Annotated in this window: 24 protein-coding genes and 1 tRNA gene; 16 read left to right on the top strand and 9 right to left on the bottom strand. The window is 63.4% G+C overall.

The features are described from left to right. The first annotated feature begins 45 nt into the window (after positions 1 to 45). The 8 genes from K3725_RS02800 to K3725_RS02835 all read left to right on the top strand — a co-directional run bounded on the left by K3725_RS02800 (position 46) and on the right by K3725_RS02835 (position 10,625). Positions 46 to 2,283 (top strand): adenylate/guanylate cyclase domain-containing protein, encoded by a 2,238-nt coding sequence (locus K3725_RS02800; protein WP_260017348.1) that lies wholly within the window; start codon positions 46 to 48, stop codon positions 2,281 to 2,283. Between the two features lie 384 nt (positions 2,284 to 2,667). Next, a complete protein-coding gene (locus K3725_RS02805; RefSeq protein ID WP_260017349.1) occupies positions 2,668 to 4,230 on the top strand; it encodes an ABC transporter substrate-binding protein in 1,563 nt (520 codons plus the stop codon). A 145-nt stretch (positions 4,231 to 4,375) separates the two neighbouring features. Next, entirely contained in the window at positions 4,376 to 5,356 is a 981-nt protein-coding gene (locus K3725_RS02810; protein WP_260017350.1) for an ABC transporter permease, read from the top strand. Then, positions 5,353 to 6,303 carry an ABC transporter permease gene (locus K3725_RS02815; protein WP_260017351.1) on the top strand — a complete coding sequence of 317 codons (951 nt, stop codon included), beginning with the start codon at positions 5,353 to 5,355 and terminating at the stop codon, positions 6,301 to 6,303. The genes K3725_RS02810 and K3725_RS02815 overlap by 4 nt, the downstream gene beginning before the upstream one ends. 4 nt (positions 6,304 to 6,307) lie before the next feature. Continuing rightward, positions 6,308 to 7,303 (top strand): ABC transporter ATP-binding protein, encoded by a 996-nt coding sequence (locus K3725_RS02820; protein ID WP_260017352.1) that lies wholly within the window; start codon positions 6,308 to 6,310, stop codon positions 7,301 to 7,303. Further along, the gene (locus tag K3725_RS02825; RefSeq protein WP_260017353.1) at positions 7,300 to 8,343 is read left to right on the top strand and encodes an ABC transporter ATP-binding protein; all 1,044 of its coding nucleotides are present in this window, start codon (positions 7,300 to 7,302) and stop codon (positions 8,341 to 8,343) included. Before K3725_RS02820 ends, K3725_RS02825 begins: the two co-directional genes overlap by 4 nt. A gap of 14 nt (positions 8,344 to 8,357) precedes the next feature. Next, complete coding sequence (locus tag K3725_RS02830; protein ID WP_260017354.1) at positions 8,358 to 9,278, top strand: LysR family transcriptional regulator; 921 nt, start codon at positions 8,358 to 8,360, stop codon at positions 9,276 to 9,278. Positions 9,279 to 9,413: 135 nt separating this feature from the next. After that, complete coding sequence (locus K3725_RS02835; protein WP_260017355.1) at positions 9,414 to 10,625, top strand: PAS domain-containing hybrid sensor histidine kinase/response regulator; 1,212 nt, start codon at positions 9,414 to 9,416, stop codon at positions 10,623 to 10,625. Positions 10,626 to 10,720: 95 nt separating this feature from the next. Here K3725_RS02835 and K3725_RS02840 read toward each other — a convergent pair. From K3725_RS02840 to K3725_RS02870, 7 genes are all read right to left on the bottom strand, one after another. Next, positions 10,721 to 10,797 (bottom strand) — tRNA-Pro (locus K3725_RS02840). A gap of 174 nt (positions 10,798 to 10,971) precedes the next feature. Next, positions 10,972 to 12,075, bottom strand: a complete 1,104-nt coding sequence (gene leuB, locus K3725_RS02845) for a 3-isopropylmalate dehydrogenase (protein ID WP_260017356.1) — start codon at positions 12,073 to 12,075, stop codon at positions 10,972 to 10,974. A 125-nt stretch (positions 12,076 to 12,200) separates the two neighbouring features. Beyond that, positions 12,201 to 13,244, bottom strand: coding sequence for an endonuclease/exonuclease/phosphatase family protein (locus K3725_RS02850; protein ID WP_260017357.1), 1,044 nt, complete (start codon positions 13,242 to 13,244; stop codon positions 12,201 to 12,203). Continuing rightward, positions 13,241 to 14,077 carry a hypothetical protein gene (locus K3725_RS02855; RefSeq protein ID WP_260017358.1) on the bottom strand — a complete coding sequence of 279 codons (837 nt, stop codon included), beginning with the start codon at positions 14,075 to 14,077 and terminating at the stop codon, positions 13,241 to 13,243. Before K3725_RS02855 ends, K3725_RS02850 begins: the two co-directional genes overlap by 4 nt. Positions 14,078 to 14,452: 375 nt before the next feature. Further along, on the bottom strand, positions 14,453 to 15,058 hold the full coding sequence (leuD, locus tag K3725_RS02860) for a 3-isopropylmalate dehydratase small subunit (protein ID WP_260017359.1): 606 nt from the start codon (positions 15,056 to 15,058) through the stop codon (positions 14,453 to 14,455). Between the two features lie 12 nt (positions 15,059 to 15,070). Further along, on the bottom strand, positions 15,071 to 16,474 hold the full coding sequence (gene leuC, locus K3725_RS02865; RefSeq protein ID WP_260017360.1) for a 3-isopropylmalate dehydratase large subunit: 1,404 nt from the start codon (positions 16,472 to 16,474) through the stop codon (positions 15,071 to 15,073). 53 nt (positions 16,475 to 16,527) lie between these two features. Continuing rightward, complete coding sequence (locus K3725_RS02870; protein WP_226429013.1) at positions 16,528 to 16,626, bottom strand: isopropylmalate isomerase; 99 nt, start codon at positions 16,624 to 16,626, stop codon at positions 16,528 to 16,530. Between the two features lie 224 nt (positions 16,627 to 16,850). On the opposite strand from K3725_RS02870, the gene K3725_RS02875 reads away from it, so the two are divergent. The 3 genes from K3725_RS02875 (at position 16,851) to rlmH (ending at position 19,323) form a co-directional block, all read left to right on the top strand. Continuing rightward, on the top strand, positions 16,851 to 18,227 hold the full coding sequence (locus K3725_RS02875) for a mechanosensitive ion channel family protein (protein WP_260017361.1): 1,377 nt from the start codon (positions 16,851 to 16,853) through the stop codon (positions 18,225 to 18,227). Positions 18,228 to 18,393: 166 nt separating this feature from the next. Beyond that, positions 18,394 to 18,765 carry a ribosome silencing factor gene (gene rsfS, locus K3725_RS02880; RefSeq protein WP_260017362.1) on the top strand — a complete coding sequence of 124 codons (372 nt, stop codon included), beginning with the start codon at positions 18,394 to 18,396 and terminating at the stop codon, positions 18,763 to 18,765. A gap of 87 nt (positions 18,766 to 18,852) precedes the next feature. Next, on the top strand, positions 18,853 to 19,323 hold the full coding sequence (gene rlmH / locus K3725_RS02885; protein WP_260017363.1) for a 23S rRNA (pseudouridine(1915)-N(3))-methyltransferase RlmH: 471 nt from the start codon (positions 18,853 to 18,855) through the stop codon (positions 19,321 to 19,323). Between the two features lie 52 nt (positions 19,324 to 19,375). Here rlmH and K3725_RS02890 read toward each other — a convergent pair whose 3' ends face one another. Beyond that, the gene (locus K3725_RS02890; RefSeq protein WP_260018557.1) at positions 19,376 to 19,732 is read right to left on the bottom strand and encodes a hypothetical protein; all 357 of its coding nucleotides are present in this window, start codon (positions 19,730 to 19,732) and stop codon (positions 19,376 to 19,378) included. A 35-nt stretch (positions 19,733 to 19,767) separates the two neighbouring features. Beyond that, positions 19,768 to 20,490, bottom strand: coding sequence for a DUF599 domain-containing protein (locus K3725_RS02895; protein ID WP_260017364.1), 723 nt, complete (start codon positions 20,488 to 20,490; stop codon positions 19,768 to 19,770). Positions 20,491 to 20,570: 80 nt separating this feature from the next. Here K3725_RS02895 and K3725_RS02900 point away from each other — a divergent pair, with 80 nt between their 5' ends. From K3725_RS02900 to K3725_RS02920, 5 genes are all read left to right on the top strand, one after another. Beyond that, positions 20,571 to 22,019 (top strand): FAD-linked oxidase C-terminal domain-containing protein, encoded by a 1,449-nt coding sequence (locus K3725_RS02900; protein ID WP_260017365.1) that lies wholly within the window; start codon positions 20,571 to 20,573, stop codon positions 22,017 to 22,019. Positions 22,020 to 22,068: 49 nt separating this feature from the next. Beyond that, positions 22,069 to 23,166 carry an FAD-binding protein gene (locus tag K3725_RS02905; protein WP_260018558.1) on the top strand — a complete coding sequence of 366 codons (1,098 nt, stop codon included), beginning with the start codon at positions 22,069 to 22,071 and terminating at the stop codon, positions 23,164 to 23,166. Positions 23,167 to 23,169: 3 nt separating this feature from the next. Then, positions 23,170 to 24,492, top strand: a complete 1,323-nt coding sequence (glcF, locus tag K3725_RS02910; protein WP_260017366.1) for a glycolate oxidase subunit GlcF — start codon at positions 23,170 to 23,172, stop codon at positions 24,490 to 24,492. A gap of 153 nt (positions 24,493 to 24,645) precedes the next feature. Then, the gene (locus K3725_RS02915) at positions 24,646 to 25,404 is read left to right on the top strand and encodes a serine protease (RefSeq protein WP_260017367.1); all 759 of its coding nucleotides are present in this window, start codon (positions 24,646 to 24,648) and stop codon (positions 25,402 to 25,404) included. Beyond that, positions 25,401 to 26,216, top strand: coding sequence for a serine protease (locus tag K3725_RS02920; protein WP_260017368.1), 816 nt, complete (start codon positions 25,401 to 25,403; stop codon positions 26,214 to 26,216). Before K3725_RS02915 ends, K3725_RS02920 begins: the two co-directional genes overlap by 4 nt. Positions 26,217 to 26,222 lie beyond the last annotated feature (6 nt).

A 26,222-nucleotide genomic window follows, 5' to 3' on the forward strand; every position in this document is an offset into this window, starting at 1 on the left:
GAAACCGGTTCCCAGGCGCTGGCCGAACTGGTACACTCCAACTCTATGAAAAGCCCTTCAAATCGCCGCCTGGCTGCGATCCTGGCCGCTGATGTGGCGGGCTATTCCCGGCTGACCGCCGCGGACGAAGAGGGCACGGTAGCCGCACTGCGCGCCATCCGCAGCGAGGTGATAGAGCCGCTTACAGAACAGTATGGCGGCCGCATCGCCAATACTGCAGGCGACAGTTTCCTGATCGAATTCCGCAGCGCCGTTGATGCGCTGCGCGCGGCCCTCAGCATTCAGGACCGGCTGCGGGAAAGAAATGCGGGGGTTCCTGAGGATGATGCCATCCTGCTGCGCATCGGCCTTAATGTGGGAGATGTGATCTCCAACGGCGCAGACATTCTGGGTGATGGCGTCAACGTGGCCGCCCGGCTGGAGGCGCTGGCAGAGCCGGGCGGCATCACTGCCTCGGAGGCCGTCGCCGGCTACGCCCGCAAGAGCATAGCCGCGGACTTCATTCCAATGGGCCCGCAAAGGGTCAAGAATATCCCGGAACCGGTGGAGGCCTACCGGGTTCGGGCAAGCGGACAGACGCCACAGAAGACAGCGCGCGCCAAGGCTCCGCGCGCCCGGCTGGCCGTGGGGGCGGGCATTTTGGCCGCGGCAGCGGCGGGCACGCTCTTGTGGATGGCCCCCAGCCAGCCGAATCCGGATCAGGCTGTCGTGGCGCGCATGGCCTTTCCGCTGCCGGATCTTCCTTCTGTCGCGGTGCTGCCGCTGGCCGATGCCACTGGCGAAACCGGCAACGCGATGCTAGCAGACGGATTTTCCGAGGATCTGATCACCGACCTGTCGCGGATCTCCGGCCTGTTCGTGATCTCCGGCAACAGCTCTTTTGCTTACCAGGAGCGGCAGATCAGCACCGCGCAATTCGCTGAGGAACTGGGCGTGCGCTATGTGGTCGACGGCAGCCTGCGCCGCACCGGGGCTGCCTTCCGGGCCAATATCCGGCTGACCGACACATCCAGCGGCCAGCTGGTCTGGGCGGAACGTTTCGATGGACCGCTGGAGAACATCTTCTCGGTTCAGAACCGCATTGCGCTGGATATCGCCAAGGCGCTGGATCTGCCGCTGGATGACGAAGAGCGCACTGGGATCGAACAAGTGGATACCGCGACCATAGCGGCGCGCGAGGCGTTTCAGCAGGGCTGGGCGCTTTTTGCGCGGTTCAATGAGGCGGATAATCTGGCTGCAATCCCGCATTTCAAACAGGCGGTGTCGCTGGATCCGGACTATGGCCGGGCCTGGGCCCTTCTGGCGATGGCGCATCTGCGCCCGCATATATTGCACCATTGGGAGGGCTACAGTCCGGCCACCGGCCAGACGCATATCGGCGAGTTCTACAAATACCTGCGCGAAGCTGTCAGGCACGGCACGCCGCTTACGCATGTGATTCGGGCGATGGTGCTGCTGAACCTGCCGGACTGGGAGGGGGTTTACGGCGGCAGCCGCGGCACCAGCGAGGCGCGGCAGGAAGCGGCAAAGGCAATTGCTCTGCAGCCCAGCGACCCAGAGGCGCATTTGACAATGGGCTGGGCACTGATCGCCGCAGGCGAGCCGCAGGAAGGTCTGGCTTTTGTCCGTGCTGCCATGCGGCTCGATCCCAGGCATCCGAGTTACTATGCGCTGTTCGAGGCGGCGGCCTTGTTTGCGATGGGGGACTACGCACAGGCAGCCGCAGTGTTGCAGGCTGAGGTGGACCGCAATCCCCAAGCGCGGGAACTGATGCCTGTTGCGGCCTCGGCGCTGGCGATGCAGGGGGAACTGCGGGCTGCGCGTGCCATGGTTGAGCGCTGGCACGGCAGCAACAGCTCCGCCTCACTGCCGGCCGCGGTGCAGGACTATTTCTTTATTCTCCGCTGGACAGGCGCCAGTCGGCACCTGAACCGGCGGCTGAAGGACGGGCTGCGGCTGGCGGCGCTGCCGCCTGGCACAACAGTGGCCAGCCTCAGGGCGGAACTGTCGCTGGCGGATGCCAGCAGCCAGCGGCAGGCAGCCCGGTCGCTGAGCCTGTTCGGACCTGCAGCCGCTCCAGCGGTGCCTGAGCTGACCATGCTTTTGCAAAGTCCTTCCGCCTTTGTTCGCAAAGAGGCCGCCAACACCCTGGGAAACATCGGCACTGCCGCGGCACCAGCGCTTGCGGCGCTGGATGCACTGGCGGGGATGGGCCTCGCCGGCAAACGCGCGGCCCTTGCCGCGGAGCGGATCCGCAGCAGCTTGGCTGCAAAGGATCTCTGACAGAGGGTTTTTTCGCCGCCTGAACCTTCACCGTTTGTGACCGTTGCTGGTTCATGTGTTTTGCCGGAACACAGGCGCGAATCCTCCATTTCACAGGGAGGCATTTGTCAATTTTCGCTTCGGAATGGCACCGAAGAAGCCCCTTGGAAGACAAGTGTGCATAGCGGCAGGTGGCCGATTGCACTGCTCTCGCTGGTGCAGGAAAGCGCAGGCACTCTCGGCTGCTGCATGAAGCCAGGCTCGGTTAAGAGCTTAATCTAAAAGGGGTATTCCAAGGGTGCATAGCACCGATGTGCATCCTGCATACCCTATGCGATATCGGCATTTCACAGTTTGTGCAGCGCAGGATAGCGTTTGCGGCATAATCACAGGGGAGTATGCCTAATGACGAAATTTGTCAGAAGCCTGGCGGCTGCTGCGGTGGTGGCGATGGCACCGGTTGCCTATGCCGAAACCACCGTGCGGGTTGCCTACGACGCCGACCCGGTCTCGCTGGATCCGCATGAACAGCTGTCCGGCGGCACGCTGCAGCTGTCGCACATGGTCTTTGATCCGCTGGTGCGCTGGACCAAGGACCTGCAGTTCGAACCGCGCCTTGCCGAAAGCTGGGAACAGATCGACGCGACCACCATGCGCTTCAAGCTGCGCAGCGGCGTGACCTTCCACAGCGGCAACGCGCTGACGGCCAATGACGTCGACTGGACCTTTGACCGCTTGAAGGAAAGCGACGATTTCAAGGCGATCTTCGCGCAGTTCACCGATGTCGAAGTCATCGACGACATGACCTTCGACCTCAAGACCTCGGAGCCTTATCCGCTGGTCCTGCACACCGCGACCTACATCTTCCCGATGGACAGCGCGTTCTACACCGGCACCACAGATGACGGCAAAGACAAGTCGGAGATCGTCAAGCATGGCGACAGCTTTGCTTCGCGCAACGTTTCCGGCACCGGACCCTTCATCGTCACCGAGCGCGAGCAGGGCGTGCGCGTCGTGTTCGACCGCTTTGACGGCTACTGGGATACCGCCAGCAATGGCAACGTCGACAAGATCGTTCTGACCCCGATCAAGGAAGACCCGACCCGCGTGGCGGCCCTTCTGTCCGGCGACGTGGACTTCATCGCGCCAGTTCCCCCGACCGACCTGAAGCGTGTCGAAGAGGCCGAGGGCGTTGACCTGATCACCATGCCCGGCACCCGTATCATCACTTTCCAGATGAACCAGAACCGGGTCGAAGCCTTCAAGGACGCACGTGTCCGCCAGGCGATCGACTATGCAGTCAACAACGCAGGCATCGTTGACCGCATCATGCGCGGCTTCGGCACCGTTGGCGCACAGGCCAGCCCGGCCGGCTACCTGGGCTACAACGAAGGCTTGGCCCCGCGCTTCGACCTGGAAAAAGCCAAGGCGCTGATGGCTGAGGCAGGCTATGCCGACGGCTTCTCGATCACCATGATGGCGCCGAACAACCGCTATGTGAACGACGACAAGATCGCTCAGGCGGTGGCTTCGATGCTGGCACAGATCAACATCAAAGTTGACCTGCAGACCATGCCCAAGGCGCAGTACTGGCCGACCTTTGACGAGCGCGCAGCGGACATGATGATGATCGGCTGGCATTCGGACACTGAGGATTCTGCCAACTTCCACCAGTTCCTGACTGCCTGCCCGAACCCGGAGAACGGCAACGGCCAGTACAACTCGGGCAACTACTGCAACGAGGAAGCCGACGCGCTGATGAATGCAGCGAACGCGGAAACCGATCCTGCCAAACGTGCGGAAATGCTGCAGAAGCTGGAAGGCATCCTGTATAATGAAGCGGCCTTTATCCCGCTGCATTGGCAGAACCTGGCATGGGGTTCCAAGTCCGGCATGAACTCTGCGGACATCGTGAACGCGCTGAACTTCCCCTACTTCGGTGACCTGGTTGTCGAAACCGGCAGCTGATCACTGAATACTTCCGGGCCGGTCTCCCCCGGCCGGCCCGGACCTTTTAAACAACAAGCGGCTGTCAAGGCTGCGCTTGCAGGACCCGCGCTTCCATCGGACACTGCGGCCTGCGCTGTAACCAAACTCTACAAAGGTCAGGACAATGTTTGCCTATCTCGCCAAGCGAGTGATTCAGGCGGTGGCGGTGATGTTTGTCATCTCGCTGATTGCCTTTGCCATCCAGGGCAACCTGGGCGATCCGCTGCGCGAGCTGGTCGGGCAGTCGGTTTCCGAAGAAGTGCGCCAGCAACTGCGCGACGAAATGGGGCTGAATGACAGCTTCGTGACGCAGTACTTGCGTTTTGCAGGCAATGCTCTGCAGGGCGATCTGGGCACCTCATATTTCTTCAAGGAGCCGGCGCTGGACGTGATCCTGAAAAAGCTGCCCGCAACGCTCGAGCTGGTGTTCGGGGCGACCCTGATCATTGTCGGCTTCTCGGTCCCGCTGGGCGTCTATACCGCGATCAAGCCCGACAGCATCCTGAGCCGCGTCATCATGGGCCTGTCGATTGTCGGCATCTCGATCCCGGTGTTCCTGACTGCCATTCTGATGATCTTCGTGTTCTCGGTGGAATACGGCTGGCTCCCGTCCTACGGGCGCGGCGACACCGTGCATGTCTGGGGCTATTGGGAGACCAACTTTGCCACTGCCGATGGCTGGCTGCACATCATCCTGCCCTCGATTGCTCTGGCCTCCATCATGCTGCCGCTGTTCGTTCGCCTGATCCGGGCAGAAATGATGGAAGTGCTGCAGTCCGAATACGTCAAATATGCCAAGGCCAAGGGCATCAACCCGTGGCGCATCTACTTTGTGCACGCGCTGAAGAACACGCTGTTGCCGGTGATCACCGTGGGCGGTGTGCAGATCGGCACCATGGTCGCCTACACCATCCTGACCGAGACAGTGTTCCAGTGGCCGGGTATGGGCTTCATGTTCCTTGAGGCTGTGAACCGCGTCGATACCCCGCTGATCGTGGCTTACCTGATTGTTGTCGGCTTCATCTTCGTGGTCACCAACACCATCGTCGACCTGATCTACGGGCTGGTGAACCCGACCGTGAATATTGCGAGGATGGGCGCATGAGCACCGAAACGCTGAACCCGAAATCCGAACCCTCGCGCTGGTCCAAAGTGTGGAACTCCAACATGGGCTACAGCTTCCGCCGCAATCCGGTGGCGGTGGTGAGCATGATCGTGTTCCTTCTGATCGCACTCGCGTCGTTCCTCGCGCCGCTGATCGCGCCCTATGACCCGTATGATCCGGCACAGATCGACATCATGAATTCGGAATACCCGCCTGCCTGGGTCGACGGGGCGCTGCCCGAATTTGTGCTGGGCACTGACGATCAGGGCCGCGACCTGTGGTCCACTATCCTCTACGGCACCCGCCTGTCGCTGCTGATCGGCATCTGCGCCGTGGCGCTGCAGGCCTTCCTGGGCATCTCCATCGGCCTGATCGCGGGCTATGTCGGCGGCCGTCTCGACAGCCTCCTGATGCGGCTTGCAGACATCCAGCTGTCGTTCTCCACTCTGATGGTGGCGATCATCTTCCTGGCGGTCACGCAGGCGATGTTCGGTTCTGACACCTTCAATCAGTACGCCGTGATCTTTCTGATTGCGGTGATCGGGGTGGCGGAATGGCCGCAATACGCCCGCACCGTGCGTGCCACCGTGCTGGCCGAGAAGAAAAAGGAATATGTCGATAGCGCCCGCGTCCTGGGCTTTGGCCCGATGCGGATCATGGTGCGGCACATCCTGCCGAACTCGCTGTCGCCGATCTTTGTGATCTCCACCGTGCAGGTTGCCAATGCGATTATTTCCGAGGCCTCGCTCAGCTTCCTGGGCCTCGGCATGCCGCCGAGCCAGCCGTCGCTGGGTTCGCTGATCTCCTCTGGCTTCGACTACATCTTCTCCGGCAGCTGGTGGATCACCGCCATTCCCGGCGTGGTGCTGGTGGTGCTGGTTCTTGTCATTAACCTGCTGGGCGACTGGATGCGCGACGTCCTGAACCCGAAACTCTACAAGGGGTAACGCGATGAGCCTTCTTTCCGTTCGCGACCTCACCGTCAAATTCGCCATGCGCGACCAGACGGTTACTGCCCTCAACGGCATCTCTTTTGACCTGGCCAAGGGCGAACGCCTGGGCATCGTCGGCGAAAGCGGCGCCGGCAAGTCGATCACCGGGTTCTCGCTGATGAACCTGCTCAGCCGCCCGGGCTATATCGACACCGGCAAGATCCTGTTCGAAGGCGAGGACGTCGTTCAGATGAACGACAAGCGCCTGCGCAATCTGCGCGGCAACCGGATGGCGATGATCTTTCAGGATCCGATGGTGACGCTGAACCCGGTGCTGACCATTGGTCAGCAGATGATCGAAACCCTGATGGCGCACCGCAAGCTGAGCCATGAGGAAGCGCGCCAGATCGCCATCGTTAAGCTGCGTGAGGTCTACATCCCGTCGCCGGAGGAACGGTTGGAGCAATATCCGCACGAATTGTCCGGCGGCATGCGGCAGCGGATCATTATTGCAATTGCGCTGCTGCTTGATCCGCAGCTGATCATCGCGGATGAACCGACCACCGCGCTGGACGTGACCATTCAGGCCGACATCATGGAGCTGATGCTGGAGCTGTGCCAATCCAACCAAGTGGGGCTGATCCTGATCACCCACGACCTGGGCGTGGTCAGCCAGATGACCGAGCGCACGCTGGTGATGTATGCCGGCCGGATCATCGAGAGCGGGCGCACCCGCGAGATCATCAACGACCCGCAGCACCCTTATACCCAGGGTCTGATCAACGCGCTGCCGCAGCAGACACTGCCAGGCCAGCGGCTGAAGCAGATCCCGGGCAACATGCCTGGCCTGGCCAGCATTCCCGCAGGCTGCGCCTTCAACCCGCGCTGCAAATACGCCACCGACCTCTGCCGCAGCCGGGTGCCGGAAGCGGTGCATTACGGCGGCGTGGAGGTGGCTTGCCACGAGGTGCAGCGCCTGAACAGCGATGAAGACCGTCAGGAGGCACGGGCATGAGTAACGTGAATACAGACCGCCCGCTCTTGGAGATAAAGAACCTGGAAAAACGGTTCGATCTCGATCAGGGCCTTCTGGAAACCTTAAAGTTCAAGCAAGGCAAGATCGTGCGCGAGAGCCGCTCTGTCCATGCGGTGAACAACATCTCGCTGGAGGCCCGCAAGGGCGAGGCGCTGTGTGTGGTGGGTGAATCGGGCTGCGGTAAGTCCACCGTAGCGCGGCTGGTGGCGGGCCTGCTGACCCCATCCGCAGGTGAGATCCACTATGGCGGCCAGCGCATCGACAACCTGTCGCGCGCCGCAATGCAGCCGTTGCGCAAGAAGATCCAGATGATCTTCCAGAACCCCTATGCCTCGCTGAACCCGCGCATGACAATCCGGCAGGCGCTGGAGGAACCGGTGCGCCATCATTACCCGAATGCCTCGGCGGCGGAGGTGCGCGACAAGGTGACCGAGGTGATGCTGTCGGTCGGCGTCGACCCCAGCTGGGCCAAACGCTATCCGCACGAATTCTCCGGCGGCCAGCGCCAGCGGATCGCCATTGCCCGCGCCCTGACGGTGGACCCGGAGTTTATCATCGCCGATGAGCCGATCAGTGCGCTGGACGTGTCGATCCAGGCGCAGGTGCTGAACCTGATGCTGGAAGCCAAGGAAAGCCGCGGCCTCACCTATCTGTTCATCACTCACGATCTGAGCGTGGTGGAACATTTCGGCACCCGCGTTGCGGTCCTTTACCTTGGGTCGGTTTGCGAGGTTGCCGATACCCGGACATTGTTCTCCAGCCCCAAACACCCCTATACTCGGGCCTTGCTGTCCGCGGTGCCGCAGCTGAAGGACGACCGGCCGAACCACATCCGCCTCAAGGGTGAGATTCCGACGCCGATCAACCTGCCGACAGGCTGCCCGTTCCAAAGCCGCTGCGCCTTTGCGGACGCACGATGCAAAAGTGAAAAGCCCAAGGCCATTCACCAGCCCGACGGCAGCATGGTTGCGTGCCATGCCGTCGAAGAAGACAGGCTGGACGCGGTGGCTGCCGGTTAAGACAGGACGCCCAGTTGGACATCATCTGGCTCAAGGACTTCGAGGCTTTGGTCGCGTGCAAGAACTTCTCGCGCGCGGCCGAAGAGCGTAATGTCAGCCAGCCGGCCTTCTCGCGCCGGATCCGTGCGCTGGAGAATGAGATCGGCGTGCGGCTCATCAACCGCGAGACGCTGCCGCTGACCCTGACCCCGGCCGGGGAGGTGTTTCTGTCGCAATCCCGCATCATGCTGCGCACCTACGAGGAAACCATCGAGCGCTGCCAGACCATCGACGCAGCCAGCGAAAACGTGATCCGCTTCGCAGCCTCGCAATCGCTTTACATGACTCACTACAAGACGCTGATTGCGCCCTTGGCCAGCGAGGGCGGCGTTGACACCGACCTTAATTCCACGTCCTGGGCCGCTGATCAGTTCGTCAGCGCGCTGCAGCAGGGCTACTGCGATGTGATCCTGACCTACTGGCACCCGTCGATGGATTTTCTGGGGCCTTTGGAGGTCGCCAATTTCGAGTATCTGACGCTGTCCACCGACCGTTATGTGCCGGTGTCGCGCACAACCCCGGACGGCGCGGCGGAGTTTGTTTTCAAACCCGGCAGCAAGGACGCGGTGCCTTTGCTGTCCTATGGCGCTGTCTCTGCTCTGCGCTCGGTGCAGGAATTTGCCCTGACCCAATTGCTGCCGGATCAAAAGGTATTTGTGGTCAACCAGAACGCGCTGGCCAACAGCGTCAAGGCGATGATCCAGGAAGGCTTCGGCATGGGCTGGCTGCCGCTCAGCCTGTGCCGCGAGGAGATCGCATCCGGCCGGTTCGCCATGGTGGATGAACGGCTGGGCACCGATCTCGAGATCCGCCTCTACCGTGACCCGCGCAGCACCAAGCAGACGCTGGATGTGCTCTGGAAACAGCTCAAGCGTTCGGCGATGAAGGCGGCCTGAAGGACGTGAAAGGCAGATGGGCCGGCGAGCAGTCGCCCGCTGATTGAACTGGTGTGCAACCCGCATATCTGCCATTGCTTAGGGGCGGGCGCGTCACGGCGCGGCAATGCTTCATGACCGGAAGGACAGGCGGAAATGCATTACCTCAAACGCGAGCTGTACGATCTGGTCAAAAGCGACGACGCCATATTTGACTTTCTTCAGATCGGCTCGCTGGACGGTATTTGGTACTGGGACTTGGAACACCCCGAACATGAATGGATGAGCCCTGAACTTTGGCGCTTATTCGGTGTCGATCCTGAAGCCAAGGGGCACTTTGCATCCGAATGGCAGGACCTGATTCATCCGGACGACCTGGCTCTGGCGCTGGAAAATTTCCAAAAGCACCTGGAAGATCCTGCGCACCCCTATGATCAGATCGTCCGCTACCGCCATGCAGACGGCCATATGGTCACGGTGCGCTGCCGCGGCTTGGCAATCCGGAATGAAGAAGGCGAACCAGTGAGGATGCTGGGCGCCCACAACGACCTGACGGAGCTGAAAACGCGGGAGGCCGAACTGGCCGCAGCTATAACCGGTTTGGCGGCGGAAGTGACTCGGGCCAACTCTGCTGTGGAGGCTCGAACCGCCTTTCTGGCCACGATGAGCCACGAAATCCGTACGCCTCTGAATGTGATCCTTGGTTTGCTTGACCTCATCAAGAGCGACGAAACCGCTTCGGACAAGACGCGGGAACGGGCGGATGTCGGTTACCGGGCCGCGGAGATGCTGATGACCCAGCTGGTCAATGTTCTGGAGGCCGCGCGGATTGATTCCGATGCCGCGGAGTATACCCCCAGGGCAGAAGAAACCGCTGCTTTGGCCGTGTCGTGGCGCGAGGCGCTGGAGGGCAGTGCCATTCGGTATGGCAAGCCGATGCGCACTTGGGTTACCGCAGCGGATGATCTACCGGAGCAGATCGTGATTGATCTCCCGAAAGTGACACAGGTGGTCAACAACCTGATCGACAATGCGATGAAATTCACATCCGCGCGCGAGGCTGATGGCAGTGTGTGCATCACGCTGGAACATGACGCTGCGGCTGCATACCCCGTCAGCATCACCGTTCTGGACACCGGGCCGGGCATTGAAGAACAGGACCGCGACAGGGTTTTCCAACGGTTCACCCAGCTCGACAACGCCGTATCCTTGCACAAGGGCGGGGCGGGATTGGGCCTGTCGATCTGCCACGAATTGGCGGCATTGATGGGGGGCAGGATCAGCATTCTGGACCATCCGCCTGAAGGGTTCAGTCTGGGCGTCCGTCTGCAGCTTCCTGAGGGTGACAGCGCTCCTGCAGCGGGGTAATTGCTGCGCCCAGCATCCCGGGCTGAGCGGCCGGGCTGCCGGTTGCTACTCCGGTTCAGGCAATAAAAAAGGCGCCCTAGGGCGCCTTGTTTTATTGGTCGGAGTGAGAGGATTCGAACCTCCGACCCCTGCCTCCCGAAGACAGTGCTCTACCAGGCTGAGCTACACTCCGACCGTGGAGGGCGAAATAGCTCAGGGCGCAGGGTTTGACAAGGGCGATTTCACAGAAAGATGCGGAATCCGGAAAATCTTTTCTGCACAGTCGGCCGGGGCGGAACTGCCACGGAAAAGCCCCGCGCCGGAGGCCGGGCGGGGCTTGTGTTCGTTTCCGATTAGCGGCTGAAAATCAGAGGCTTGCGTCCAGGGCAGCAATCACGGCGTCGCCCATTTGGCTGGTGGAGACAGGCTCCACGCCTTCGCTTGCCAGCAGGTCCGCGGTGCGCACGCCGTCGGCCAGGACTTTCTCGACAGCGGCTTCCAGCCGGTCGGCCTCGGCGCCCTGATCGAAGCTGTAGCGCAGCGCCATGGCAAAGCTCAGGATGCAGGCGATCGGGTTGGCCTTGCCCTGGCCCGCAATGTCCGGTGCAGAGCCGTGCACGGGTTCATACAGCGCCTTGGGGCGGCCGTTTTCCATCGGTGCGCCAAGCGAGGCGGAGGGCAGCATGCCAAGCGAGCCGGTCAGCATCGCCGCGCAGTCGGACAGGATGTCGCCGAACAGGTTGTCGGTCAGGATCACGTCGAACTGCTTGGGCGCGCGCACCAGCTGCATGGCGCCGTTGTCGGCATACATGTGCGACAGCTCGACCTCGGGGTAATCGGCGGCAACGCGGGTCACAACCTCGCGCCACAGGATGCCGCTCTCCATCACGTTGGCCTTCTCCATCGAGCAGACCTTCTTGCCCCGGCGCATCGCCAGCTCAAACGCGGAACGGGCGGCACGCTCGATCTCGCTCTCGGTGTAGCGCTGGGTGTTGATGCCGACGCGCTCGTTGCCCTCTTCGAAGATGCCGCGCGGCTCGCCGAAATAGACACCGGAGGTCAGCTCGCGCACGATCATGATGTCGAGGCCCGCGACGATGTCCTTCTTCAGCGAAGAGAAATCCGCCAGCGCGTCAAAGCACTGCGCCGGGCGCAGGTTGGAGTAGAGGTCCATCTCCTTGCGCAGGCGCAAGAGGCCGCGTTCGGGTTTCACCGAGAAGTCCAGGTCGTCATAGGCCGGGCCGCCAACGGCACCCAGAAGAACCGCGTCGACTTCCTGCGCCTTGGCCATGGTCTCATCCGCCAGCGGCTTGCCATGCTTGTCATAGGCCGCGCCGCCGACCAGATCCTCGCTCACATCGAACTGCAGGCCGCGCTTGCCGCCGAACCAGGAGATGATCTTGCGCACCTCGGCCATGACCTCGGGGCCGATGCCGTCGCCGGGCAGAATCAGAATCGATGGGTTGGGCATGGGGATCCTCCAAAAAAACAGCTGGCAAGGGCGTAGCGGGACAGCGGGGCAGGGTCAATAACGGCCCTTGGAAATAAAGGGGAAAGATGGGGATTTGCCTGCGCAAGGAAGTTGTGGCAGGCGGGTCAGTCCAGCAGTAAATCCACCCAGACCAGCCGATGGCGGCTGGCGGTTGCTGCGGGGGCATCCGGACCGTCCGGCCACACCACGCCGCTGGCAGTCACGGTCAGCCCGGCAGAAGGCAGCAAATAGTCCACCCGCATACGGCCGGCGCTCTGCCACTCCACAGTGGCGGTGCCGCCTTGGGGGCTCTGGGGACGGGTATCCTGCAGGCGCGGGTCGGCCAGAAGGCCGCGGATGGCGCCCTTGCGTCCCTCACCGTGTTCCGGGTCGAGATTGGCGTCGCCGGCAATCACAAAGGGAGCTGCGGGCGCGGGACCAAGCGCGCCGTCCAGCAGCAGCTGCCACAGCCGGATTTCATCGTGGTTGCGTTTCCCATTGCGGTCTTCCGGCCCGTCAAACAGCGGCGGTGCGGCGTGGAAGGTCATCACATTGAAGCGGGAGCCATCCGGCAGCCGCAGCGGCACCAGCCAGTGGCCCGTAGCGGACAGGCGTTGCACCGCTTGCGCGGCGGCCGAAGGAAAGGGGCTGCCATCGGTATGCTGCGGCAGCAGGGCGCCCGGCAGGTCCTTCCACAGCAGAGAAGAGAAGTCCCGGATGCCGCCATGCTCTACCGGCAGCCGGGACAGCAGCGCGATGCCGCCCTGGCCGCGGAACCGCCCGTACCCTTGATTGTCGCGTGGTTGGCCGGTTTTACCATTTCCGTCCATGTCCAGCGGGGCAGGCGGCGGCAGGCCGGAATTGGGTTGCAGCGCAACCCGGTAGGGGTAATTCAGCCCCTCGTCCGCCAGCCGCGCGGCGAGAGCCGCCAGCGCCCGGCCTTGGTAGTCCCAGTCGATCCCCTGCAGCGCCAGCACATCCGGCTGCGCGGTGGTGATTACCTCCACCACCGCGGCGGCCTGCGGATCGCTGCCGCCGGTGATGCCGCGCAGCAGCAGGCCCGGCCCGTTCCGCGATAATTCTGTGTTAAACGTGGCGATCCGCAGCGTCTCTGCCCAGCCCGTTCCGGCAGCAAGGATCAGGAGAAGACCCGCCGCCAGTTGCCTCATGCGGTTTGCAAGGCCTCATCCGCGCCGAGGCTGGCCGCGCGCCGTTTCAGGGCAATCAGCCCCGCGATGCGCAGCATTGCCATACCCCGCATGATCATCGAGGCGGGCACCAGCGCCCAGGCGCTGATCACCCAGATCATCATATGCGGTGATGCCAGGATGCCCGGGTCCACAAGGCCGGAGCCAAGCTTGACCGCGGCGGGCAATGCAAAGGGCAAAAGCGCGCCGCCGGCAATATTGACGCGGCCGTCCCGTTGCAGGCGCTGCACCACATCACCGCCAGTGGTGGGATCGAACAGGGGCAGGTTGACCCAGACATTGAAGGCGCCGTTGCCGACCGGCCAGTGGCCGACGCGGATAACCAGCGCAAAGAGGGCGATGGCGGCTGCCGCGATTGCACTGGCCAGCCCGGCCGCGTCACGCACCATCAGCACAACCGGTTCCGGCACCTGCGGCGGCATCATCAGAACCGTCATCTGCACCGGTGAATAGGCAAAGTCGAGACGGCCGCCCAGCCAGCTGCCCAGCTGCTGCACCAAAGCGGTCAGCCCTGTTGGCGCCACCGGGTGTGCTGACAGCAGGCTCAGCGCGCCAACAGTCGCGGCAGCCGCGGCAAACCGCATCCGGTTGATGGGCGGGGCGTTGCGGAACTCAACAAAGCTCGGGAAATGAGAGGCGTATTCACTGAACGCCAGTGCGCAGCCCAAGAGGGCGATGAACAGGATGATTTCCGGCGACTGGGTGGCCGACGCCGGCAGAATCAGCGTCGGCATCGCAAACAGCATGGCCACCAGTATGCCGCGGAACGCCGCGCCTGTGATACGTGCAAACACGTCTTTCATTCCCTTCAAACCAGCGCGGGCGTTTGGCCTCTTGCGTCCGGATTTGAAGCCCCCCGCGAAGTGGTCCGGGGCGCTCTGCCTCATTTTTGCCCCATTGTGCCCGGCTGGCGGCTTTCCGCTCAAGAGGGGCTGGCAGATGCAGGGGCACTTTCCCTGCCGCACTGGTGCGGGTTTGCATCAGGCTTTCAGTTCTATTTGAGGGAGTTGGCGGTCTTGCCACCAGATGCTGTGTGTCTGTCCATCCAGCCCACAAGCAGGATGGCATCAGGAGATTGCGGCGGAAATGCGGCGCGAATCTGGCGCGCAAAAAAAAGAAAACCGCCCCAAACCGGGGCGGTTTTCGGTTTTTCAGCAATCAGCCGGGGATCAGACCCAGGGGCGCTCCTGCGCGGCTCTTTCCTCGAACGATTTGATCGAGTCGGCCTTTTCCATGGTCAGGCCAATGTCATCCAGACCGTTCAGCAGGCAGTGCTTCTTGAAAGCATCCACTTCGAAGCTGATCACTTCACCGTCGGAAGTGGTGATTTCCTGCGCTTCCAGGTCCACGGTCATGCGGGCGTTGGCACCCTTCTCCGCGTCCTTCATCAGCACATCGACCTGCTCCTGCGGCAGCACGATCGGCAGGATGCCGTTCTTGAAGCTGTTGTTGAAGAAGATGTCGGCAAAGGAGGTCGACACGATGCACTTGATGCCGAAATCGGCAATCGCCCAGGGCGCGTGCTCGCGCGAGGAGCCGCAGCCGAAGTTGTCGCCCGCGATCAGGATCTCGGCGCTGCGGTACTGCGGCTTGTTCAGCACGAAATCCTCGATCTCGGTGCCGTCGCGGTTATAGCGCATCTCGTCGAACAGGTTCTTGCCGAACCCGGTGCGCTGGATCGACTTCAGGAACACCTTGGGGATGATCATGTCGGTGTCGATGTTGACCAGCGGCATGGGGGCCGCGATGCCTTGGATCTTGGTAAACTTTTCCATGCTTCTGGCTCCTTACATCAGCTCGCGCACGTCGGTCAGCTTGCCGGTCAGGGCAGCGGCGGCAGCCATGGCAGGGGACACCAGGTGGGTACGGCCCTTGTAGCCCTGGCGGCCTTCGAAGTTCCGGTTGGAGGTTGCGGCGCAACGCTCTTCCGGGGCCAGCTGGTCGGGGTTCATCGCCAGGCACATGGAGCAGCCCGCAAGGCGCCACTCGAAACCGGCGGCTTCAAAGATCTCGGCCAGGCCTTCTTCCTCGGCCTGAGCGCGGACCAGGCCGGAGCCCGGAACGATCATGGCGCGCATGCCGTCCTTGATCTTCTTGCCTTTCACGACCTCGGCCACGGCGCGCAGGTCTTCGATGCGGCCATTGGTGCAGGAGCCGATGAACACGGTGTCGATCTCGATATCGGTCAGCTTCTGGCCGGGGGTGAGCCCCATGTACTCAATCGAGCGGCGCGCAGCTTCAACCTTGCCACCGGTGAAGTCCTCAGGCGACGGCACCACTCCGGTGATCGGCAGCACGTCCTCGGGGCTGGTGCCCCAGGTCACGACCGGCTCAATCTCCTCGCCCTTCAGGGTGACGACCTTGTCGAAATGCGCGCCTTCGTCGGTGTAGAGCGTCTTCCACCAGTTCAGCGCGGCTTCCCACTGGGCGCCCTTCGGCGCGTGCGGGCGGCCTTTGACGTATTCAAAGGTGGTTTCGTCCGGCGCGATCAGGCCGGCGCGGGCGCCGCCTTCGATCGCCATGTTGCAGACGGTCATGCGGCCTTCCATCGACAGATCACGGATCGCTTCGCCGCAATACTCGATGACATAGCCGGTGCCGCCGGCGGTGCCGGTTTCGCCGATGACGGCCAGCGTGATGTCCTTGGCGGTGACGCCCGGCTTCAGCTTGCCGGTGATCTCCACCTTCATGTTCTTGGACTTCTTCTGGATCAGCGTCTGGGTGGCCAGCACGTGCTCCACCTCAGATGTGCCGATGCCATGCGCCAGCGCGCCAAAGGCGCCGTGGGTGGCGGTGTGGCTGTCGCCGCAGACCACGGTCATGCCGGGCAGGGTCCAGCCCTGTTCCGGGCCGACGATGTGCACGATGCCCTGGCGGACGTCATCCACCGGATAGTAGTGCACGCCGAATTCCTTGGCGTTCTTGTCGAGCGCCTCGACCTGGATGCGGCTTTCCTCGTTCTCGATGCCTTTGGCGCGGTCGAGCGTGGTCGGCACGTTGTGGTCCGGCACCGCGATGGTCTTTTCGGGTGCGTGCACCTTGCGGCCGGCCATGCGCAGGCCTTCGAACGCCTGCGGGCTGGTCACTTCGTGGACCAGGTGGCGGTCGATGTAGAGCAGGCTGGTGCCGTCCTCTGCTTCATGCGCAACATGCGCATCCCAGATCTTGTCATAGAGTGTCTTGGGGGACATGGGTCCTCTCCCGTGATGTATTGGGTATGCTGGCTTTGGGCTGGGCAACGGCCTTATAGGCGCGCCAGGACCGTGCGGGCGGCGCCAAAGAACCGTTCGCGCAGCCGTGCGCGGTCTTGCAGTTCGATCTTTTGCGCCAATACGAGGGTCATGGCTGTCAGATACATCCCGGCGGGCCGGCAATCAAGATTCGTTCTAAGAGCGGGGAAGAAAGCGTTCCCCTTTCGGGCCGCGTGGCACAAGGCGTGCACCGCCTGTGCACCCCCTGTGCACCGGCCGGCGCCGTTTTCAGCCGGTTGGAGAGCCGGGCAGGACGGCTCTTGCCTTGATCCGGGGGCATCGCGGCGGCACACTGGCAGAAAAAAGGGGGCGCGCGATGGAGCCGGAAGAGCAGACACCACCCAGGGACGCGATTGCCGAAAGCACCGCCGAAGCGCTGGAGCTTGGCCAGCAATTGTGGGCGCTGGCGGCGGAGGGCGTCGAGCTGCTGCTGAGGCCCTGGAACGCTTATCAGGCGGGGATCGTGCTGGCGGTCTTTGTGCTTGCCACCCTGATCGCGCGGCCGCTGAAGAACGCCTTCCATAACTGGCTGCGGGCGCGGGAAGGCTGGCCGCGCTGGCGCATGCGGGCGGGGCTGGTACTGCACAAGCGGATCCGCGGCATTCTGTTTGTGCTGCTGATCTGGATGGTTGTGCTGATCATGCAGGAAGCCACATGGCCCAGCCGGTCGCGGCTGCTGGAGCTGGTTGCCAACCTGTCGCTGGCCTGGCTGATCGTCGCCTTTGCCACCCGGCTGGTGGGCAATCCGCTGCTGCGCAACCTGGTGAAATACGGCGCCTGGATCTGGATCACACTGCGCATTCTCGGCATCACCGAAGATGCGGTGCATTTGCTGGACGGGGTGGCAATCAGTTTCGGCGACCTCAGGATCTCGTTGTTCCTGGTGGTGCAGGCGGTGGTGATCCTGGGTGTTATGCTGACCCTGGCACGGGTCATTTCCTCGGTGGCGGCGAACCGTATCCGCGCCAATTCGGACATCTCCCCGTCGATGCAGGTGCTGGCGGCCAAGCTGGCACAGATCCTGCTGTTCGGCGGTGCCTTCTTCATCGGGCTCAAGGCCATCGGCATCGACCTGACCGGCCTGGCGGTGCTGTCCGGCGCCATCGGCGTGGGTCTGGGCTTTGGCCTGCAGAAGGTGGTGTCGAACCTGGTGTCGGGGCTGATCATCCTCTTGGACAAGTCGATCAAGCCGGGCGACGTGATCAGTCTTGGCGACACCTTCGGCTGGATCAATGCGCTGGGTGCGCGCTATGTCTCCGTGGTGACCCGTGACGGGCGGGAATATCTGATCCCGAACGAGGACCTGATCACAACCCAGGTGGTGAACTGGTCCCACTCCGACAAATACGTCCGGTTGGACCTGACCTTCGGGACCGGTTATTGCGATGACCCGCATTTGGTCCGCAAAATCGCGATTGAGGCCGCGTCCAGTGTCAAACGGGTGCTGCAGTACGGCAGCAAGAAGCCGGTCTGCCACATCACCGGCTTTGGCGACAGCAGCGTCGATTACGTGCTGCGGTTCTGGATCGACGATCCCACCGGCGGCCTGACCAACATCCGCGGCAATGTCTATCTGGCGCTGTGGGATGCCTTCCAGGAACAGGGTATCTCTATCCCGTTCCCGCAGCGCGAGGTGCGCATGCTGAACGACCCGCTGCCGGTGAGGGTTGCACCCGGCGGCGATGACGGATAAAGCACAGGGCTTGCATCGCCGGGGCAGGTTTCATTGAAAATTTACCACCCGGTTGCTACATTATTAACAGGCCCGGCGCCGGGGCTAGGCGGCGCGTTGCAAGGAGGACTATGTCCTGTCACCCGTACCTCAAGCGGCAGATGCCGCTGTTAATGGGGCAGCCGTGATGGCCGCCCAGTCCCAGCCCACCAGCGAACAGCTGCTGGAGCGGATTCTCTCCTCACTCAGCGATGACAAAGCCGAAGATGTTGTGCAGATCGACCTGCGCGGCAAGACTTCGATCGGCGACTACATGGTGCTGGCGTCCGGCCGCTCCACCCGTCAGGTCGCTGCAATGGCGGAAAAGCTGACGGACCGGCTCAAGCAGGAGTACCGGATCACCTGCAAGATCGAAGGCAAGGATGCCGGCGACTGGGTGCTGATCGACTCCGGTGATGTGATCGTTCATATCTTCCGCCCGGAAGTGCGCGAGTTCTATCAGCTCGAGAAGATGTGGATGCCCGCAGGCACCGCGGCAGCTCCGGCTGCTGAAGGCTGATCCAAGGCTGATCCAAGGCTGATTTGATGCAGGCCCGCGCAGGGGTGCGGGCCGGAGTGCCTCAGGCCCGCTAAAGTCAGGACTGACATGCGTCTGCATATCTGTGCGGCCGGGCGTCTGCGCTCAGGCCCGGAAAAATCCCTCATCGACGACTACCTCAGCCGGTTCGACCGGACCGGCAGGGCGCTGGGCCTGGGGCCTGCGCGGGTGGTGGAGATCGAGGACAAAAAAAATGCAGGCATGGCGGCGGAGGCCGTTTTGCTGCGCAAGGCGCTGCCCAAGGGCGCGGTGATCTGCACCCTGGATGAGCGCGGCAAGGTGATCTCCTCGCCGGATTTTGCGGACAAGCTGGCCGGCTGGCGTGACAGCGGCCGTCAGGACCTGGCGCTGATCATCGGCGGCGCGGACGGGATCGACCCTTCCTTGCGGGCCGAGGCCGATTTCTCCATTTCCTTCGGCAGGATGGTCTGGCCGCATATGCTGGTGCGGGTGATGCTGGCGGAGCAGATTTACCGCGCCGCAACCATCCTGGCGGGCAGCCCGTACCACCGGGTCTGAATGCGCCTTATGGCGCATGCCTCCGGCGGGAGTATTTTTTCAAAGAAGAAGGTCAGGGCAGGGTGAGGACGTAGCTGTCCTGGCCCCAGCCGTCCACCAGGCAGCGGGCCTGGATCTGCACTTGGGTAACGCCCTCCGGGATTTGCACGCCGCTGAGCGACCGGGTGAAGGGCTGTTCCTGCTCGTGCGGATGGGCCAGCACCCGCAAGCCCAATTCATTCCCGTCCATATCCAGCACCCGCCAGCCGTCGGCGTAATGCTCCCATCCGGTATCAGGGTGGGACAGGGTGACGCTGAAGCTCCAGCTGCCGCCGGACTGGCGGGCGGTTGCGTTCCCGATCACCGGTTCATCCGCAAGGGCGGGCAAGGCGGCGGCGCTGAGTGCGCAGCTTAGAAGCAGGTGTTTCATGCCTGCACCATAGCTTTGCAGCGGCTGCTGTGCGGTCACGAAACCGTGTCCCCTTTGCTCTCAGCCGGGATGCGCTGCAGGATCCGGCGGGAGTTGGACGCAAACTCGCGCCGGTACAGCACGGCAATGGTGATCAGTGCCGCCGCGCCCAAAGGCAGGGCGCCCGCCAGCCAGGCCACGGCGGCCAGCGCAAAATAGGTCGACCGCATGCCGCGGTTGAAGCTGCGCGCGGCGGTGATGCTGATTTCCGCCGCCTGCGCAGCGCGGGGGTAGGCGAGATCGTGGGCGGGATCATTCGGCACTGCTGCCATCAGCACCGCGCAATAGCCGAACAGCCGGTGTGCCCAGACAAATTTCAGGAAGGCATTGGACAGCAGAAGCAGAACCACCAGGATTTTCACTTCCCAGACAAAGGCGGGGGCGCTGTCCTGGATCAGGTCCTCTGCGACGCCCGCCAGCTGGTCCGTATTGCCGATCAGCGCCAGCCCGCCGCCGATGGCGATCATCGTGGCAGAGGCAAAGAAGGCGGTGGCCTGGCGCAGGTTGCCTGCCAGCTGGGCATCAAAGATCCGCGGGTCGCGCTCCACCATCCGCTTCATCCAGTCGCGCCGGAAGTCCTCCATCAGCAAGGACACCGAAGGCCGCCCTGAAGGCGGGTTCTCGATCCGCCAGCCGATCCACAGCCAGCCTGCGGTCAGCAGGGCCACAGCGGCGAGGTCGAAATAGGAAAACTGTGCTAAGCGGGCGGTCCAGATCATGGCCTGACCCTACCGCGGCGATCCGGGACTTGCCAGAGCGGGTAAATTGGTAATATTATCTTACCAAAGAGGAGAGCCCGATGGAGATGCCATCCCCGAACCCCGCCATTCTGGCCCGCAAGGCGCGGCTTGCCGAGCGCCTGCTGGCCGTGCTGCCCGCGGATGCGGTGATCCAGGACGAGGCGGAGACCCGCGCCTATGAATGCGATGCGCTGACCGCCTACAGATGCCCGCCGCTGCTGGCGGTGCTGCCGCGGAGCACGCAGGAGGTCTCAGCCGTTTTGCGGATCTGCCACGAGGAAGGCGTGCCGGTGGTGCCGCGCGGCGCGGGCACCTCGCTGGCGGGCGGGGCGCTGCCGACCGCGGATTGCGTGATCCTGGGCGTGGCGCGGATGAACGAGGTGCTGGAGACCGATTTTGAAAACCGCATCATCCGGGTGCAGACCGGGCGCACAAACCTGAGCGTTTCGGGCGCGGTGGAGGACGAGGATTTCTTCTATGCGCCTGACCCGTCCTCGCAGCTGGCCTGCGCCATTGCCGGCAATATCGCGATGAACTCCGGCGGGGCGCATTGCCTGAAATACGGTGTCACCACCAACAACCTGCTGGGCGTTACCCTGGTGATGATGGATGGCACCGTGGCGGAAATCGGCGGCGCGCATCTGGATGCTGGGGGCTTGGACCTCTTGGGTGTGATCTGCGGCAGCGAGGGGCAGCTTGGGGTGGTGACCGAGGCCACTCTGCGCATCTTGCGCAAGCCGGAAGGCGCCCGCCCGGTGCTGATCGGTTTTGATAGCAACGAAGTGGCCGGCGCCTGTGTCAGCGGCATCATCAAGGCGGGTGTGCTGCCGGTAGCGATAGAATTCATGGACCGCCCCTGCATCGAGGCCTGCGAGGCCTTTGCCAAGGCGGGCTATCCGATGTGCGAGGCGCTGCTGATTGTCGAGGTCGAAGGCAGCGCGGCCGAGATCGAGCATCAGCTGGGGCTGATCACGGAGATCGCCCGCTCCCACAACCCGGTGGAGCTGCGCGAGGCAGGGGATGCCGATGAGGCGGCCCGCATCTGGCTGGGCCGCAAGTCGGCCTTTGGCGCCATGGGGCAGATCAACGATTACATGTGCCTGGACGGGACGATCCCGGTGTCCTCTCTGCCCTTCGTGCTGCGCCGGATTGGCGAGATGAGCAAGGAATTCGGGCTGGATGTGGCCAATGTCTTCCACGCAGGCGACGGCAACATGCACCCCTTGATCCTGTTTGATGCCAATAAACCGGGCGACCTGGAAACCTGCGAGGCCTTTGGCGCCGAGATCCTGAAGCTTTGCGTTGAAGCAGGCGGCTGCCTGACCGGCGAGCATGGGGTCGGGATCGAGAAACGCGACCTGATGCTGCATCAGTACAGCGCGGCGGATCTGGAAGCGCAGCTGAAGGTCAAGGACGTGTTTGACCCCAAGTGGCTTCTGAACCCGGCCAAGGTGTTCCCGCTGTCCGTAACCGAAAGCCGCCGCGCGGTGGCGCTGGCTGCCGAGTGATGGGGGCTAGCCCCCAAACCCCCAGAGTATTTCCGGAAAGATGAAGATGATGACACCAGGGAGCGAGGCAGAGCTGGCCGAGGCCATTGCAGGCGCAAGCGGGCCGCTGTGTATCCAGGGCGGCGGCACCCGCGGGCTGGCTGTGGAAGGTGAAGTTCTGAGTACACGCAGTCTGTCCGGTGTGGAGCTGTATGAACCCGGCGCGCTGACACTGGTGGTCAAGGCGGGCACCCCGGTAGCCGAGGTGGAGGCGCTGCTGGCGGCGGAAAACCAGCGGTTGGCGTTTGAGCCGATGGACCACCGCGGGCTGCTGGGGAGTGGCGGCGCGCCAACCATCGGCGGGGTGATCGCGGCCAATGTCTCGGGTCCAAGGCGCATCCAGGCTGGCGCGGCGCGGGATCATCTTCTGGGGGTGCGGTTCGTGGACGGGTCCGGCCAGGTGGTCAAGAACGGCGGCCGGGTGATGAAGAATGTCACCGGCTATGACCTGGTCAAGCTGATGTGCGGCGCGCATGGCACCCTTGGGGTGCTGACAGAAGTTGCGCTGAAGGTGCTGCCGCGGGCTGAAGCCGCCGCCACCGTGACCCTGACCGGGGTCGATCTGCCAGGGGCGGTGCGGGCAATGTCCGCGGCGCTGGGCTCCCCTTATGACGTGACCGGTGCGGCCTATGATGCAGAGACCTATCAGGCGCATATCCGGGTGGAGGGGTTCCGGGACTCTGCCGCCTACCGCAGCGCGGAACTGGTCAAGCTGCTGTCGCCCTTGGCCACGGCAGAGGTGCAGGAGGATGCAGACAACTTGTGGCGGGGCATCCGGGATGTTGCGGCTTTCCAGGGACGGGACGGCGATGTCTGGCGGATTTCGGTGAAGCCGTCCGATGCGGTGGAGCTGGTGCCGCATCTGGAGGCAGACGCATTGCAGTTCGACTGGGGCGGCGGGCTGATCTGGGCGCTTGTCCCCGCGGGGACGGAGCTGCGAAACCGGATCAATGTCCCGGGCCATGCCACGCTCGTGCGCGCCGCGCAGGAAACCCGGGCGCGGCTCGGCGTGTTTCAGCCGCAGCCCGGCCCCCTGGCGGCCGTTTCCGAAGGGCTGCGGCGGCAATTCGACCCGCGCGGTATTCTTAATCCGGGGCTGATGGGATAAGACATGCAGACCACATTCACCGAAGAACAGCTTCAGGACCCCGGCACCAAACGGGCCAACGAGATCCTGCGCTCCTGCGTGCATTGCGGCTTTTGCACCGCCACATGCCCGACCTATCAGGTGCTGGGGGATGAGCTGGATTCACCACGCGGGCGGATCTACCTGATCAAGGACATGCTGGAAAACGAGCGGGTGCCGGACGAAAAGACCGTCAAGCACATCGACCGCTGCCTGTCGTGCCTGGCGTGCATGACCACTTGCCCATCGGGCGTGCATTACATGCATCTGGTGGACCACGCCCGCGCTTATATCGAGAAACACTATGACCGTCCCTGGAGCGACCGCGCGCTGCGCTGGCTCCTGGCGCGGATCCTGCCCTATCCAACCCGGTTCCGGCTGGCGCTCCTTGGGGCGAAAGCGGCGCGGCCCTTCAGAGGGCTGATCCCCGATGCGCGGCTGCGGGCAATGCTGGAGATGGCGCCGAGGACCATTCCGCCAGTCAGCCGCAATGATGATCCGCAAAGCTTTACGCCGGAGGTGCCGCGCAGGAAACGGGTGGCCTTGATGACCGGCTGCGCCCAGAAAGCGCTGAACACCGATATCAACGACGCCACCATCCGTCTGCTGACCCGGCTGGGCTGCGAAGTTGTGGTCGCCAAGGGGGCGGGCTGCTGCGGGGCGCTGACCCACCACATGGGGCGCGAACAGGAGAGCCATGCCGCCGCGGCCAGAAATATCCGCGCCTGGGCGGCGGAGATGGACGGGCAGGGGCTGGATGCAATTGTCATCAACACCTCCGGCTGCGGCACCACTGTCAAGGATTACGGGTATATGTTCCGGAACGATCCCCTGGCCGAAGATGCGGCGCGGATCGCGGGGATGGCGATGGATGTCTCGGAACTGCTGATGCAGCTGGAGCTGCCCGAAGGCGCGGACAAGGGGTTGACGGTGGCCTATCACGCGGCCTGCTCGCTGCAGCACGGCCAGCAGATCAAGACCCACCCCAAAACGCTGCTGAAGCGTGCGGGCTTCAAGGTGGTTGAGCCTGCCGACAGCCATCTGTGCTGCGGCTCTGCCGGCACCTACAACCTGATGCAGCCGGAAATCTCCGCCCAGCTGAAGGCACGCAAAGTAAAGACACTGGAGGCGAAACAGCCTGATCTGATTGCGGCGGGCAATATTGGCTGCATGATGCAGATCGGCGGGGGCACCGGATTGCCCATCGTGCATACGGTGGAGCTGCTGGACTGGGCCACCGGCGGCCCGCAGCCGCCTGCGCTGACCGCACCGGGCAAGCGGGCACCGGAGGTGCCGGTGCTGCGCTGAGACCGGCGGCAGAAAGAATCGGGCTGCATTCACCGCAGGCTTGCCGTAATTTTGCCTGAACAGACAAATAATCTCCCAGCCGGTGGATAAGAGGAGACGCATGTGAGGCAGTGGATTCTTGCGGTTGCAGCATTGTTGCTGCCAGCCGCAGCGATGGCGCAGGACAGCCGGCTGCAGCGGATGGACACGCTGGATGCGGGCCGCAAGTGGGAGGCCGTCGGGCGGCTCGATGTGAACGGCGAGGGGTTTTGCACCGGCGCGCTGATTGCGCCCGATCTGGTGCTGACCGCCGCGCATTGCCTTTATGACAGCCGCACCAAGGCGCCGATCGACCCCACCAGGATCGAATTCCTGGCCGGCTGGCGCAACGGGCGCGCCTCGGCCTACCGCTCCGTGCGCCGGGCGGTGCAGCATCCCTCCTATGTCTATGACGGTGAACTGTCGACGGACCGGGTGCGCAATGACATTGCCCTGCTGCAGCTGCAGCGCCCGATCCGCAATACCACCGTGACCCCTTTTGAGACCGAACAGCGCCCGCGCAAGGGCGCCAAGATCGGTGTGGTCTCATACGCCCATGACCGCTCGGAGGCGCCGTCCTTGCAGGAGGTCTGTGCAGTGATGGCCCGCCAGCAGGGGGTGCTGGTGATGTCCTGCGACGTGGACTTCGGCTCTTCCGGGGCGCCGGTGTTTTCCTTTGAGAACGGCACCCCGCGGATTGTGTCGGTGATCTCTGCCAAGGCGGAAGTCAGCGGTGAGCAGGTGTCGCTGGGGTCGGCCCTGGCGGAGGAGCTGACGCTGCTGCAGGCGCAGCTGACCGGCGTGAACACCGGCGGGCAGCTGCCGCCTGGCGTCGGCCGGGTGAAAGCCGGGGAGCGGGCCGGTTCCTTTGGCGCGAAGTTTGTCAGGCAATGAGCTGGCGGGCGCTGATACTGGGTGCCGCCATGCTGGCCTATGCCGGGACCGCGCTGGGTCAGGGGACCGGCCTGCGCCGCCTGACCGACCGGGATGACCTGTTCGGCTGGGAAGCCGTCGGACGGCTGGAGCTGAACGGGCAGGGCTATTGCACCGGCACGCTGATTGCGCCGGAGCTGGTGCTGACGGCGGCGCATTGTGTTTACGGCAAGGACGATAAGCTGCGCCCGGCAGAGCAGATCAGGTTCCGCGCCGGGCTGCGCGACGGCGTTGCGGTTGCCGAGCGGCAGGCGCTGCAGATCGCGGCCCACCTCGGCTATGATCCGCGCCGCCGCCTGAATATGGATAACATCCGCCATGACGTGGCGCTGATCCGTCTGGCAGAGCCCATTCTCAGCAGTCAGGCAAATGCGTTTGCGCTGCATTCGGGCGAGGACTATGGCAGCGGTATTTCCGTGACCTCCTATGGCCAGGGGCGGGACGAAGCGCTGTCGCGTCAGCGCCAGTGCAACCTGATGGGGGAGCACAGGGACGTGCTGATGATTGACTGCAATGTCACCTTCGGCTCCTCCGGGGCGCCGGTGTTTTCGCAGGTGGGCGGCCGCGGGCGGATTTTGTCGCTGGTGTCCGGCGGCGGCCGTTTCCGGGGCAAGCAAGTGGCCTTTGGCATGAAACTGCCGCAGCGGGTGGCGGAGCTGAAGGCGCAGCTGCGCCGCAATCCGGTGGCCTCGCCGGACCGTCGGATCAAGCGGATACGGGTCGGCGGCGGTGCTTCCGCAGGCGGCGCAAAATTTGTCAGCGTTGGCGACTGACCGGCC

Origin of the sequence: Leisingera sp. S132, from assembly GCF_025144465.1 — a bacterium.
Lineage (GTDB): Bacteria > Pseudomonadota > Alphaproteobacteria > Rhodobacterales > Rhodobacteraceae > Leisingera.

Coding starts and splice junctions, on each gene's coding strand:
- K3725_RS02870 (WP_226429013.1), bottom strand. CDS start 16,626: ATGACCCTCGTATTGGCGCAAAAGATCGAACTGCAAGACCGCGCACGG.
- K3725_RS02915 (WP_260017367.1), top strand. CDS start 24,646: ATGGCGCAGGACAGCCGGCTGCAGCGGATGGACACGCTGGATGCGGGC.
- K3725_RS02825 (WP_260017353.1), top strand. CDS start 7,300: ATGAGTAACGTGAATACAGACCGCCCGCTCTTGGAGATAAAGAACCTG.
- K3725_RS02800 (WP_260017348.1), top strand. CDS start 46: ATGAAAAGCCCTTCAAATCGCCGCCTGGCTGCGATCCTGGCCGCTGAT.
- rsfS (WP_260017362.1), top strand. CDS start 18,394: ATGGCCGCCCAGTCCCAGCCCACCAGCGAACAGCTGCTGGAGCGGATT.
- K3725_RS02820 (WP_260017352.1), top strand. CDS start 6,308: ATGAGCCTTCTTTCCGTTCGCGACCTCACCGTCAAATTCGCCATGCGC.
- K3725_RS02875 (WP_260017361.1), top strand. CDS start 16,851: ATGGAGCCGGAAGAGCAGACACCACCCAGGGACGCGATTGCCGAAAGC.
- K3725_RS02805 (WP_260017349.1), top strand. CDS start 2,668: ATGACGAAATTTGTCAGAAGCCTGGCGGCTGCTGCGGTGGTGGCGATG.
- K3725_RS02850 (WP_260017357.1), bottom strand. CDS start 13,244: ATGAGGCAACTGGCGGCGGGTCTTCTCCTGATCCTTGCTGCCGGAACG.
- K3725_RS02895 (WP_260017364.1), bottom strand. CDS start 20,490: ATGATCTGGACCGCCCGCTTAGCACAGTTTTCCTATTTCGACCTCGCC.
- K3725_RS02810 (WP_260017350.1), top strand. CDS start 4,376: ATGTTTGCCTATCTCGCCAAGCGAGTGATTCAGGCGGTGGCGGTGATG.
- K3725_RS02815 (WP_260017351.1), top strand. CDS start 5,353: ATGAGCACCGAAACGCTGAACCCGAAATCCGAACCCTCGCGCTGGTCC.
- K3725_RS02835 (WP_260017355.1), top strand. CDS start 9,414: ATGCATTACCTCAAACGCGAGCTGTACGATCTGGTCAAAAGCGACGAC.
- leuD (WP_260017359.1), bottom strand. CDS start 15,058: ATGGAAAAGTTTACCAAGATCCAAGGCATCGCGGCCCCCATGCCGCTG.
- K3725_RS02900 (WP_260017365.1), top strand. CDS start 20,571: ATGGAGATGCCATCCCCGAACCCCGCCATTCTGGCCCGCAAGGCGCGG.
- K3725_RS02890 (WP_260018557.1), bottom strand. CDS start 19,732: ATGAAACACCTGCTTCTAAGCTGCGCACTCAGCGCCGCCGCCTTGCCC.
- leuC (WP_260017360.1), bottom strand. CDS start 16,474: ATGTCCCCCAAGACACTCTATGACAAGATCTGGGATGCGCATGTTGCG.
- K3725_RS02920 (WP_260017368.1), top strand. CDS start 25,401: ATGAGCTGGCGGGCGCTGATACTGGGTGCCGCCATGCTGGCCTATGCC.
- glcF (WP_260017366.1), top strand. CDS start 23,170: ATGCAGACCACATTCACCGAAGAACAGCTTCAGGACCCCGGCACCAAA.
- rlmH (WP_260017363.1), top strand. CDS start 18,853: ATGCGTCTGCATATCTGTGCGGCCGGGCGTCTGCGCTCAGGCCCGGAA.
- K3725_RS02905 (WP_260018558.1), top strand. CDS start 22,069: ATGACACCAGGGAGCGAGGCAGAGCTGGCCGAGGCCATTGCAGGCGCA.
- leuB (WP_260017356.1), bottom strand. CDS start 12,075: ATGCCCAACCCATCGATTCTGATTCTGCCCGGCGACGGCATCGGCCCC.